Source organism: Streptomyces sp. NL15-2K (assembly GCF_030551255.1).
Taxonomy (GTDB): domain Bacteria; phylum Actinomycetota; class Actinomycetes; order Streptomycetales; family Streptomycetaceae; genus Streptomyces.
In genome coordinates this window covers 10,861,019-10,873,531 of sequence record NZ_CP130630.1, presented here as the reverse complement: position 1 = coordinate 10,873,531, position 12,513 = coordinate 10,861,019, and the positions used below count along the sequence as shown (strand labels likewise).

At 73.8% G+C, this 12,513-nt stretch carries 4 protein-coding genes; 2 read left to right on the top strand and 2 right to left on the bottom strand.

Annotated features, from left to right (window positions below; genetic code table 11):
• Positions 1-4 precede the first annotated feature (4 nt).
• Positions 5-7,606: a non-ribosomal peptide synthetase gene (locus tag Q4V64_RS47575; RefSeq protein WP_124444998.1), complete on the bottom strand. Its 7,602-nt coding sequence runs from the start codon at positions 7,604-7,606 to the stop codon at positions 5-7.
• The gene (locus Q4V64_RS47570) at positions 7,603-8,904 is read right to left on the bottom strand and encodes a cysteate synthase (protein WP_124444997.1); all 1,302 of its coding nucleotides are present in this window, start codon (positions 8,902-8,904) and stop codon (positions 7,603-7,605) included. The genes Q4V64_RS47575 and Q4V64_RS47570 overlap by 4 nt, the downstream gene beginning before the upstream one ends.
• 440 nt (positions 8,905-9,344) lie before the next feature.
• Between Q4V64_RS47570 and Q4V64_RS47565 the strand changes: the two genes are divergently transcribed.
• Both Q4V64_RS47565 and Q4V64_RS55795 read left to right on the top strand, forming a co-directional pair.
• On the top strand, positions 9,345-10,295 hold the full coding sequence (locus Q4V64_RS47565; protein ID WP_253267454.1) for a thiamine pyrophosphate-dependent enzyme: 951 nt from the start codon (positions 9,345-9,347) through the stop codon (positions 10,293-10,295).
• 1 nt (position 10,296) lies between these two features.
• Positions 10,297-12,513 carry a 2-oxo acid dehydrogenase subunit E2 gene (locus tag Q4V64_RS55795; protein WP_348540832.1) on the top strand — a complete coding sequence of 739 codons (2,217 nt, stop codon included), beginning with the start codon at positions 10,297-10,299 and terminating at the stop codon, positions 12,511-12,513.

Below are 12,513 nucleotides of genomic sequence, written 5' to 3'. Positions count from 1 at the left end.
TGGGTTACCTCCACTCATTGCCGAACTCGGCTTCGAGTTCGTCGATCTCTGCTTGGGACAGGGACACCAGGGGCAGGTCGGACGGGGTGTGTCCGCCCGCCGGGGTGCCGGCGGCCTGGGCGGCGAGTTCCGCGCACCACAGGTCGGCGAGGGTGCGTACGTCGTCCTCGGACCAGATGCCGGGGGCCCAGGACCAGGTGGCGTCGAGCCGGCCGTCGGCGGTGGTCACGGCGGTGATCTCCAGGCCGTGCGCGACGGGCTGGGCGGGGTCGTGGGCCGCGCCCAGGTTCCGTGGCGATTCGGGCGCCACCGACCAGTCGGCCATCGGCTCCCGGGCGGCCGTACGCCCGAGGTAGTTGAAGCCGATCTGCGGGGCGGGAAGCGCGGCGAGGACCGGGCCGGTCTCCGGGTTGAGGTGCCGGAGGAGACCGTGGCCGATGCCGTGGTCGGGCACGGACCGCAGCTGTTCCTTGACGCTCTTGAGGACGCCGGCCGGATCGTCGAGGTCGACTCCGGCGAGGTCGAGCCGGGCCGGCACGACACTGGTGAACCAGCCCACCGTGCGGGACAGGTCGACCCCCTCGGCGAACTCCTCGCGGCCGTGCCGCTCGACGTCCAGCAGGAGAGCCGGATGGCGCCGCCACCGGACGAAGGCGGCGGCCAGCGCGGCGAGCAGCACGTCGTCGGGGCCCGCGTGGAAGGCGGCGGGCACGGTGGTGAGCAACTCGGCGGTGACGTAGGCCGGGAGTTCCCGGGTGAGGTGGCGCATCGCGCCGGCCACGTCCCGCTCCGGGTCGGTGGGACGGGCTCCGAGCAGTGGATCGGAGTGGTCCAACACCTTTCGCCATACGGCGAGTTCGGGCGCCCTTTCCCGAGCCTCCCGCTCCAGCAACCGGGCCCAGTGCCGGAAGGACGTGCCCGGCGTGGACAGCTCCTCCTCGCGCCAGGCGGCGGTCAGGTCGGAGCGGAGGATGCTCCAGGAGACTCCGTCCACAGCCAGGTGATGGACCGTCAGCAGCAGTCGTCCAGGGCGATCGGGTCCGGCGTCGAGCCAGAGGGCGTGCAGCAAGTGGTCCGTATCCACCCGCGGTTGACGAACGTGCCCGAAGTCCCCATCCGGTACGGCGATCCGCTCCAGCAGCTCGCTCGCGTCCACATGCCCGGGAGGCGGGATGACCGCCCTCAGGTCCTCGGCCGCGAGGCGCATCCGCAGGACGTCGTGGTGGTCCACGAGGGCCTGGAGCGCCGCCGTCAGCCGCTTCTCGTCGGCGCCGGCGGGGGTGACAAGGAGCACGGACTGGCTGAACGAGCCGACGGGACCGCCGCGTTCGAGCAGACGGTGCATGGCCGGGGTGAGCGGTAGATCGCCGACCGCCGGCTCCTGCTCCTCGGTCCGCTCCGGCGCAGGGCGGGCCGCCGCCAGTGCGGCGAGCGCGGCGACGGTCCGCTGTTCGAAGACGTCGCGCGGGGTCAGGCGCAGTCCCGCCGCGAGGGCGCGGCTCACTAGGTGGATGGAGGTGATGCTGTCGCCGCCGAGGTCGAAGAACCCGTCGTCGAGGCCCACCTCGGCGACGTCGAGCACCTCGGCGAACAGCTCCCGAAGGGTCTCCTCCTGCGGGGTGCGGGGCACCCGCGCCGCGCCCGGAGCCTCCCGAGCGGCTTCGGGCGCGGGCAGGGCGGCGCGGTCCAGCTTGCCGTTGGGCGTCATCGGCAGGGCGTCGAGGGCCACGAGTGCCTCGGGGACCATATTGGCCGGCAGGTGCCGGGCGGCGTGCGCGAGGAGGGCGGGCCGGTCGGCGTCGCCGGCCCCGACGACGTATCCGACGAGGCGCCGTACGCCCGCCCGGTCCTCCCGCACGACCACCGCGGCCTGGGCGACCGTGGGGTGGGCGGTGAGCACGCCCTCGATCTCGCCGGGCTCGATCCTCAGACCGCGGATCTTGAGCTGCCCGTCGGACCGCCCGCGCAGTTCCAGGGTGCCGTCGGCGCGGCGCACAGCCAGGTCGCCGGTGCGGTACATGCGGTCGCCGGGCGGCCCGAAGGGGTCGGCGACGAACCGCTGGGCGGTCAGGCCGGGCCGGTTCCAGTAGCCGCGGGCCACATGGTCTCCGGCCACGTACAACTCGCCCTCGACCCCGGCCGGTACGGGATTCAGGCGCGCGTCCAGGACGTAGGCCCGCGTGTTCCACATGGGGCGGCCGATGGGCACCGGGCCGGTCGGGAGGTCCTCGCCGGGTTCGATGCGGTGGTCGGTACAGCCGACGGTGAGCTCGGTCGGGCCGTAGTGGTTGATCAGGCGTACGTGGGGGTGGTCGCGGCGCCAGGCGCGCAGGGCCTCCCCGACCAGGGCCTCGCCGCCCAGCATGAACTCCTCGGTGGGCGAGAGGTCGTGCGGCAGGGCGGGCAGCAGCGGGAGGTGGCTCGGAGTCGCTTTGAGGAAGGTGTAGCCGCCGGGCAGGGGCGCGGCGCCCGCCTCGTGGAAGGCGCCGATGTGGACGCGGCCGCCGGCGGCCAGCGCCCCGTGCAGGGTGGTGACGGTGGCGTCGAAGGACATGGTGGCGTGCAGCAGCGAGGCGCCGCGCAGGCTCGGGTAGGCCTCGACGCACCGGGCCACGTAGGTGGTGAGGTTGCGGTGCTCGACGACGACGCCCTTGGGGCGTCCGGTGGTACCGGAGGTGTAGATCAGGTAGGCGGGGTCGGCGGGGCGGGCCTCGGCGAGGGGGGTGTCCGGATCGTCCGGGGGCGCATCAGGAAGGACGATGGGCAGGTCGACAGGACGCTGGTCCCGGGCGATGGCTGGGAGCCGGTCCCGGGTGATCAGGCACACCGGAGCCGCGTCGGAGAGCAGGTAGGCCGTGCGTTCGGCGGGGTGTTCCGGGTCGAGCGGTAGATAGGCAGCGCCCGCCTTGAGCACGGCGAGCACGGCGACCGCGAGATCGACCGACCGGGGCAGCGAGAAGGCGACGATGCGGCCGGGCCCGGCACCGTACGAGGTGAGGGTGCGCGCCAACCGATCAGCGCGGTCGTTGAGTTGACGGTACGTCAGCGAGGTCTTCGCGTCCGTCACCGCCATTGCGTCCGGGACCGAGGCGGCGCTCGCCTCGAACATCCGCGGGAAGGTGGTGTCCGGGACATCCCGTGCCGTGCCGTTGAACTCGGCCAGCAGGCACCGGCGTTCGTCCGCGCTCAGGATGTCGAGGGTGCCGATGGACCGGTCCGGGGCGTCGACGGCGGCCCGCAGCAGCCGTTCCAGACGCGCGGCCAGTTCCTCGGCCGTACAGCGGTCGAAGAGGTCGGCGCTGTACTGCAGGACGCCCTCGATGCCGTCCCCGGAGCCGAGTTCGGCGAGGTTGAACGTCAGGTCGATCTTCGTGGCCCCGGTCTCCACGGGCAGCGTCCGGGCGTCGAGACCGGGCAGCTCCAGGCCGGGTCCGGCGGTGGGTCGGAAGGCGAGCATCACCTGGAAGAGCGGATGCCGGGCCATCGAACGGGGCGGGTTGACGGCCTCGACCAACTGCTCGAACGGCAGGTCCTGGTGGGCGTAGGCCGCCAGGTCGGTCTCCCGGACCCGGGCCAGCAGCTCCTGGAAGGCCGGGTCGCCGGAGGTGTCGGTGCGCAGGACCAGGGTGTTGACGAAACAGCCGACCAGATCGTCGAGGACCTCGTCGGCGCGGCCCGCGACCGGTGTGCCGAGCGGGATGTCGGTGCCCGCCCCGAGCCGGGTGAGCAGGGCGGCGAGCCCTGCCTGCACGACCATGAACACGGTCGTTCCGGTCCCGGTGGCCAGTTCGCGCAGCCGTCGGTGCAGGGCGGCGTCCAGTCGGACGGGGATGTCGCCGCCCCGGTGGGTGGCACGGGCGGGGCGCGGCCGGTCGGCGGGGAGCGTGAGTTCGTCGGGGAGTCCGGCGAGCGCCTCGCGCCAGTGGGCGAGTTGACGTTCCTGGTCGGCGCCGAGGTGCTCGTGCTGCCAGGCGCTGTAGTCGGCGTAGTGGAGGGGCAACGGCACCCACTCCGGCTCCCGTCCGGCCAGCCGGGACCGGTAGGCGGTCGCCAGGTCGCGCAGGAGGGGGTCCAGCGACCAGCCGTCCGCGGCGATGTGGTGCAGGACGAGCAGGAGGACGTGGTCCTCGGGACCGAGGACGAGGAGATGCGCACGGAGGGGGATGTCCTCGGCCAGCTCGAACCCCTCCGCCGCCAACTCCGCCAGCCGTCCGGTAAGTTCGGCCTCCGTGAGGCGCTCGACCCGCGGCTCCGGCCGTACGGCGTCCAGCAGACGCCGGCACGGAATCCCGTCGGCGTCCGGGTAGACGGTCCGCAGGATCTCGTGCCGGGCGACCAGGTCGGCGAGGGCGGCACGCAGGGCGTCCGGGTCGAGGGGGCCGCCGGTCAGCCGTACGGCGAGCGGGATGTTGTAGGCGGCGCCGGGTCCCTCCAGCCGGTGCAGGAACCACAGGCGCCGCTGGGCCGACGACAAAGGCGCCTCGCCCGCCGTGGTGCGCGCGGCCGGCCGAGGGAGGGCGGGCCGTACGGCCGTCCCCGCACCGATCTGCCGGGCGAGCCCGGCCGGAGTGGGCGCCCGGAACAAGTCGCGCAGCGTCAGCTCGGTGCCGAGCGCAGCCCGCGTTCGGCCCAGGAGCCGCAGGGCGAGCAGCGAGTGGCCGCCGAGGGCGAAGAAGCCGTCGTGCGGGCCGACCTCCGGCAGGCCCAGGACGTCCGCGAACAGGGTGCACAGCAGCTCTTCGTGCGGGGTGCGGGCGGCCTCGGTGCGTACGGTCGTCGCCGTCGGCGGGGCGGGCAGCGCGGCCCGGTCGAGCTTGCCGTTGGCGGTCAGCGGCAGCCGGTCCAGGGCGACGACGGCCGACGGGAGCATGTAGGGGGGCAGCCGGGCGGCGAGGTGCTCGCGCAGGGCCTCCGGGGTCGGATTCGCGCCCTCGGCGAGGACTGCGTATACGACCAGATACCGGTCGCGGTCCTCGCGGACGACGGCGACCGCCTGCGCGACCTCGGGATGGGCGGCGAGGGCCGTCTCTATCTCGCCGGGCTCGATACGGAAGCCTCGCAGTTTCACCTGGCCGTCGGCGCGGCCGTGGAACTCCAGCTCGCCGTCCGCGTTCACGCGCACGCGGTCGCCGGTGCGGTACATGCGGGCGCCCGGCGGCCCGTCTGGGTCGGCGACGAACCGCTCGGCGGTCGCGCCCGGGCGGCCCAGGTAGCCGCGAGCCACGCCGGGGCCGGCGGCGTACAGCTCCCCCACCGTGCCCGGCGGGACCGGACGTAGGGCGCCGTCGAGCACGTACGCGCGCATGCCGTCCAGGGGGCGGCCGATGGGCAGCGGGTCCGGGACGGGCGCACCCGCGGGGCAGGGGCGGTTGGTGGCGAAGGTGGTCGTCTCGGTGGGGCCGTAGCCGTCGGTGACGGTCAGCTCCGGGCAGGCCGCGAGCACTCGGCTCACCGCGGAGGCGGGGACGGCCTCGCCGCCGGTCCACACCTGCCGCAGCCCCGTGAAGCAGCCCGGTTCCTCCTCGGCGGCCAGCCGGAACAGCCCGGCGGTGAGCCACAGCGCCGTCAGCCCGTGTCGCTCCGTCAGGCGGGCGACGGCGGCGGCGTCCACGTCCTCCTCCGGCCCGGCGACCACTGCGGTGCCGCCGTTCAGCAAGGGCACCCACATCTCGTACGTGGAGGCGTCGAACGCGGTCGGCGAGTGGACCAGCACGCGCGCGTGGGCGCCGTCTGCGAAGGCCGAGTCGGCGGCCAGGGCGGTGACGTCCCGGTGGGTGACGGCGACGCCCTTCGGGGTGCCGGTGGATCCCGAGGTGTAGCTGACGTACGCCAGTTGGGCGGGATGCACGGGCACGGCGGGGTCGGTGTCCGGCTCGGCATCGAGCGTCGGGGCGGCATCGGTGACGACGACAGGGCCGTCGTAGATCTCCTCGGCTGTCTCGGCGAACGCGGTGTCGGTCAGCAGGGCCGCCGCGCCGGTCTCGGCGAGGATCCACCGGGTGCGGGCGGCGGGGGCGCGGGGGTCGAGGCCGACGTACGCTCCGCCCGCCTTGAGGATGCCCAGCAGCGCGGTGACAAGGTTGTCGGAGCGCCGCATCAGGACCGCGACGCGGTCCTCCGGTCGGACACCGAGGCGCAGGAGCCGGTGGGCGAGCCGGTTCGCGTGGGCGTCCAACTGCCGGTAGCTGGTGGTGCGTTCAGCCCGGATCAGAGCCGTGCCGTCCGGATCGGCCGCGACGCGCGCCGCGAAGAGCCCGGGCACCGTCGCTCCCGTGTGCGCCTCGCCCCCGTCGAGCCGGGCCGCCGCCCGCTCCTCCGGCAGCGTCAGCTCCACCCGGCCGACCTCGGTCGCGGGCCCGGCGGCGGCGAACCGCTCCAGGAAGTGGACGAACCGCCGGTGGTGGGCGGTGAGTTCGGCTTCCGTGTAGTGGGCGGGACTCGCGTCGAGGTCGAGGCGGATGCCGTGGCCGTCGGCGCGGTCGTAGACGTTGACGGCGAGGTCCTCGACGGGTCCCGTGGACAGGTTGTGGCGTGTGGTCGGGTGCCCGGCGAACCGCAACTCGGAGCCGAAGGCCATGATGTTGACGACGGGCCCGAAGAACCGCCGCCCGTCCTGCGGCCAGTCCAGCTCCCGGCGCAGATCCTCACCTCGGTACCGCTGGTGCGCCAGCAGCTCGCGGGTGGTGGTCGCGGTCTGCCGTACGAGGTCGTCGACGGCCGTGTCGGGCCGTACGGTCAGCCGCAGCGGGAGCACGTTGGACGCCATGCCGGGGGTGGCGAGTTCGGTGTGGCTCTCGCGGGCGGTGACGGCGAGGCCGAGGACGACGTCGCGGGCTCCGGTGAGCCGGTGGAGGTAGGCGGCGGTCGCCGCGAGGACGACGCGCGACCAGCGGCCGCCGGTGCGGTCGGCGGCCGCGTGCACCAAGTCGCCTGCGGCTTCTGGGAGATGGCCGGTACGGCGGTGGAACCGCTCGGCGACCTGCGGTGGCCGGGCGGACGGGCTCGCCGGCTCGGGCCGGTCCGTGAGGGCCTGTGTCCAGTGGTCCCGGTCCGAGGCGTGCCGTTCGCCCGCGCGGTAGGCCGCGTCCTCGGCGACCAGCGGGGCGAGGGGTGCCGGCGGCAGGGTCGGGGACCTGTGGGTGTAGGCGTCGGCCACGCGGCGCGCGATGAGGGAACAGCTGTAGCCGTCGACCGCGATGTGGTGGTAGCGCTGGTACCAGATCCAGTGGGCGTTCGTGAGCTTCAGCAGCGCGTACCGGAAGAGCGGACCCTCGTCGAGGGCGAACGGCGTGGCGAAGTCGGCGGCCATCCACGCCTCGGCGGCGGACCGGGGTGCGGGTCCGCCGGTGAGGTCGACGACGGGCAGGTCCCAGGCCGGGCCGGCCTCGACGAGCTGGCGGACGGTGTCGTCATCGGCGGCGAAGCGGACCCGCAGCGTCTCGGTCGCCTCCACCACCGCACGCACCGCCTCGCGGAAGCGCGCGGGGTCGACGGGCCCGTGGATCTCGGTGTACTCGCCGACGTTGTAGGCGGGGCCGGCGGGGTCGAGCCGCTGCCCGAACCACATCGAGCGCTGGGCGGCGGACAGCTCCAGTACGACGGTCATCGGCCCTCCGTGACGACGACGGCGCCGGCGCCCGTCAGCGTCCGTTCCACTTGCTCGACGACAGCGCGTGGCCCGGTGTCGCGGCCGGGCCACGCCACGCGCAGCCACGGTTCGGCGGGCACGAGCGCGAGGTCGCCGGCCTGACGGGCCCGGCCGCCGCCGGTGATGTTGAGGAGCACGAGTTCGTCCCTGCGGACCTGGCCCCTCTCGACGGCGTCGGCCAGGGCGGCCAGTGCGACCCCTGCGCCCGGTTCGATGTCGATGCCCTCGACCTCCTCGAAGAGGGCCATGGCGGCGAGCGCGGCTTCGTTGTCCGTACGGAGGACCTCGCCGCCGCTCTCGGTCAGCACGTCACGGACTCCGCCGCGGACGGTGAACGGCGGGCGCCGGTTGGTCAGTTCGCGGGCGAGCGGCTCGTGTTCGCGGTGGGCCGGGGCCGGTCCCGCGCAGTGCCAGGCGTCGTACAGGGGCGCGAAGGGCGCGTTCTGGCACATCAGCAGGCGCGGCAGCGGCTCGCCGCCGGTGCGGACGCGGCGGGCGGCCTCGTGGGCGCCGATGGCTCCGGTGCCGCTGCCCACGGCCTGCACATAGGTCTCCGGCAGCCCGCCCAGCACCTCGGCGGCGGCCAGCATGACGGTGCCCAGGCCGTCGCGGCGGCCGACGTTGCGCGAGCCGCCTTCGGCGTGGTGGCCGGGGAGCGCGGCGAGCAGGTCGGCGCAGGCGATGGCGTCGCTGTAGGTGGCGGTGCCGTCGAGGACGACGAGGCGTACGCAGGGGGCGAGCGGGGCGGGGAAGCGCATCCGTTCCAGGGCAGGGGCGGGCACGACGAGCAGGCAGGGCACCCGGTGCCGGGTGGCGGCCCAGGCGAAGGCCGCGGCGGTGTTGCCCGCCGAGGGGATCACCAGGACGGGCGGCGCGGCGGGCAGGCGGCCGAGGACCGTGTAGGCCTCCAGGTCCTTGAAGGTGCAGGTCGGCAAGCTCGCCCCGCGTTCGGGCCAGTGGCCGTTGAAGGCGACCCACAGCCGGTCGAGGCCGATGCGGTGGCCGAGCCGTTCTGCGCGGTGCACGACCGGTCCGGGCACCTCCGGAAAAATGCGCGCCACGGGCAGCAGGGGGGCGTGCCGGAACAGCCCGCGGCTTTCCGTCAGATGCGTTCCGGTTCCGTGGTACTCGGTGCGCAGAAATGCCGGTTCATGCCCGCGGGAGCAGTCGAGGAGGAGGCCGTCGTCCGCATAGCGGGTTCCGCAGGAGGAACAGACAACCGTGTAGTGACGTGTTCCCGGGCGTACTCGGGACATGTTCCTTGCCTTCCGAAGTGCCGCGTTTCGCTGACCAATTGGAACCGGGCCTTCGAGGCTCGCAGGCGACGCGCAACTTACCTTTTCAAGAAGCTGAGTTGACGCGTAAGGATCGCCTGACAGCAAAGAGACAGATTTCGGACTGTTCAGGTCCGCTTCATCTCTCCGTATCCGCGGGGCGGTTGAGAAAGCATCGGTTCCGGAGATCATCCGAGGCGCACAGGCCGTGACGAAAAGGTGGCGTAAATATGGGTGTCAATCCGATGCATACGACCGGGAAGGAGTGGGTACACGCAACCTCTTTGCTCCCGTCCCATGTTCCGGTTTCCTTTCTACCAACGAATCGCAAAACACGGAAATTTGAAACGGCGGAAGAGGCGGAGCACCGGAGGACCTACCCCGAGCCGCCGCCCGAGTCGCTGCTGACGGCGTACCGGAAGATGGTCGTCGGGCGGCGCTTCGACGAGCAGGCGACTGCGCTCGCCCGGCAGGGCCGGCTCGCCGTCCATCCCTCCAGCCTCGGCCAGGAGGCCTGCCAGGTGGGCGCCGCGCTCGCGCTGCGCGCCACCGACTGGCTGTTTCCCACGTACCGCGACTGCGTCGCCCTGGTCAGCCGGGGCATCGACCCCGTCGAGGCGCTGACCCTGCTGCGCGGCGACGCACACTGCGGCTACGACCCGCTGCGCCACCGCACCGCGCCGCAGTGCACCCCGCTGGCGACCCACGCGGCCCACGCCACCGGTCTGGCCCACGGCGAGCGGCTCAAGGGCACTGACACGGTCGCCCTCGCGCTCGTCGGGGACGGCGCCACCAGCGAGGGCGACTTCCACGAGGCGGTCAACCTGGCCGGGGTGCTGAAGGCGCCAGTGGTCTTCCTGGTGCAGAACAACGGGTACGCCATCTCGGTACCGCTGTCCGCCCAGTGCGCGGCACCGGCCCTGGCGTACAAGGGAGTCGGTTACGGCGTCCGTTCCGAGCAGGTGGACGGCAATGACGCCGCCGCCGTACTGGCCGTGCTGACCACGGCCGTCGAGGACGCCCGGGCGGGCGGCGGGCCGTGGCTCGTCGAGGCGCACACCTACCGCATGGCCCCGCACACCAGCGCCGACGACCCGTCCCGCTACCGCCCGGCCACGGAGGCCGAGCACTGGCGGGGCCGCGACCCGATCGCCCGGCTGGAGGACGCGCTGCGCGAACGCGGCCTGCTCACCGACACCGACGTGAAGGCCACGGCCGTCGAGGCGGAGGCGTACGCCGCCGGTGTCCGCGAACGACTCGCCGCCGACCCCGACCTGGACCCGTCAACCCTCCTCGATCACGTGTTCAGCTCACCGACGCCTCACCTGACCGAGCAACGGGCCGCCCTGCGGGCCGAGTTGGAGGGACGCTGACATGGCGGCCGGCACGGCACTGGCACAGGCGCTCAACACCGCCCTGCGGGACGCCCTCGACGCGGACGAACGCGTCGTCGTCCTCGGCGAGGACGTCGGCCGCCTCGGCGGCGTCTTCCGGGTCACCGACGGGCTGGCCGACACGTTCGGCGACCGGCGCTGCTTCGACACGCCGGTGTCCGAGGCCGGCATCGCGGGCCTCGCCGTCGGCATGGCGATGGCCGGGTTCCGGCCCGTGGTGGAGATGCAGTTCGACGCGTTCGCCTACCCGGCGTTCGAGCAGATCGCCTCCCACATCGCCAAGACACGCAACCGCACCCGGGGCGCCCTCGCGCTGCCGCTGGTCGTCCGGATCCCGTACGGCGGCGGCATCGGCGGCGTCGAGCACCACAGCGACTCCAGCGAGGCGTACTACGCGCACACGGCGGGTCTGAAGGTGGTGACCCCGGCGACGGCGGCGGACGCGTACTCGCTGCTGCGCGAGGCGATCGACGACCCCGACCCGGTGGTCTTCCTGGAACCCAAGCGCCACTACTGGACGAAGGAGCAGATCGAACTCCCGGTCCGCACCGGGCCGTTCGGCACCGCCGCGATACGCCGCCCCGGCCGCGACGCGACGCTGGTGGCTTACGGCCCGTCGGTCGCGGTGGCCCTGGAGGCGGCCGAAGCGGCGGCGGCCGAGGGCCTGGACGTCGAGGTGCTCGACCTGCGCACCCTCGTCCCGCTGGACGACCGTACGCTGACCGCGTCGGTGCGGCGGACCGGCCGCTGTCTGGTGGTGCACGAGGCGCAGGGTTTCGCCGGGGTCGGCGCGGAGATCGCGGCCCGGGTGCAGGAGCGGTGCTTCGACGCGCTGCGGGCGCCGGTGTTGCGGGTGACGGGACTCGACATCCCTTATCCGCCGCCGCTGTTGGAGGGCGCGCACTTGCCGGGGGCCGGGCGGGTGCTCGAAGGGCTGCGACGGCTGCTGCCCGACGGCGGCACGGGGCACGTACGGGTAGCGGCTCCACCGGCGGCCTCTCCCACCGCCCCGGCGGACAGCACCTTCGACCTGCCGGACCTGGGTGAAGGGCTGACCGAGGCCGAGGTGCTGGAGTGGAAGGTCGCCGTGGGCGACACCGTCGCACACGACCAGGTCCTCGCCGAGGTCGAGACGGCCAAGTCCGCGGTGACACTGCCGAGTCCGTACGCGGGGACCGTGACCGCCTTGCACTGCGCGGCCGGTGAGGTCGTCCGCGTGGGAGCGCCGCTGCTGACGGTGGCGGAGACGGGCTCGGGGGCTGTGCTGACCGGGTACGGGACGGCGAGGGCGGCGAAGTGGGGTGAGCCGGGTGGGCTTCGCGTCCCCTTGGGCCCCGCCGCCGACAAGTTCGTCCGAGGCCACCGCGACACCCCCACCGTGACCATCTGGGCCGACACCGACGCCACCGCCCTGCTAGTGCCCCGACAGGCAGCGTCCGCCCCGTCGCGACGCCCGGCACGCTCCCCCACTGCCCTAAAGGCGTGGGAGGTGCCCCCACTCGCCGCACCGGCCGAAAGCCCAAGTACGTCCGGTCCATCGACGGGGCCTTCCGGCCGGCACGCCGAGAGCACGCACCGGCTGCGGTCTTTGGCCGCTGCGCGGCGGGCGCTCCTCAACGGGCAAACGCTGCCTGCCGGGGCACCAGCCGCCCGCGCGAGCCACGGCACGGGCCTGATGCCCCTGCTGGCCCGGGCCTGCCTCGCCGCCCTCGCCGCCTTCCCCGAGCTCAACGCCCGCGTCGACACCGACCGCGGGGAGCTGATCCGCCTGCCCGAGGTGCATCTGGGCTTCGCCGCACAGACCCCGCACGGTCTGGTCGTGCCCGTCGTCCGGGACGCCGGCCGGCTGGCACCCGAGGACCTGGCGGCCGAACTGCGGCGCCTGACCGACCTGGCCCGGCGGGACGCGCTCCCGGTGGAGCACCGCACCGGCGGCACCTTCACCCTGAACAACTACGGCGTCTTCGGCGTCGACGGCGCCACCCCGATCCTCAACCACCCGCAGGCCGCCATGCTCGGCGTGGGCCGGATCACCGACCGCCCCTGGGCGGTGGACGGCCGCCTGGAGGTACGCGGGGTCGTCCACCTGTCGCTGACCTTCGACCACCGTGTCTGCGACGGGGGCACCGCGGCCGGCTTCCTCCGCCACGTCGTCGAGGGCGTCACCGCTCCCGAGGGACTCCCGGCCGGCCAATGA

Excerpts from the sequence above, each read along its gene's own strand:
- Q4V64_RS47575 (WP_124444998.1), bottom strand. The coding sequence starts at position 7,606 with ATGACCGTCGTACTGGAGCTGTCCGCCGCCCAGCGCTCGATGTGGTTC.
- Q4V64_RS47565 (WP_253267454.1), top strand. The coding sequence starts at position 9,345 with ATGGTCGTCGGGCGGCGCTTCGACGAGCAGGCGACTGCGCTCGCCCGG.
- Q4V64_RS47570 (WP_124444997.1), bottom strand. The coding sequence starts at position 8,904 with ATGTCCCGAGTACGCCCGGGAACACGTCACTACACGGTTGTCTGTTCC.
- Q4V64_RS55795 (WP_348540832.1), top strand. The coding sequence starts at position 10,297 with ATGGCGGCCGGCACGGCACTGGCACAGGCGCTCAACACCGCCCTGCGG.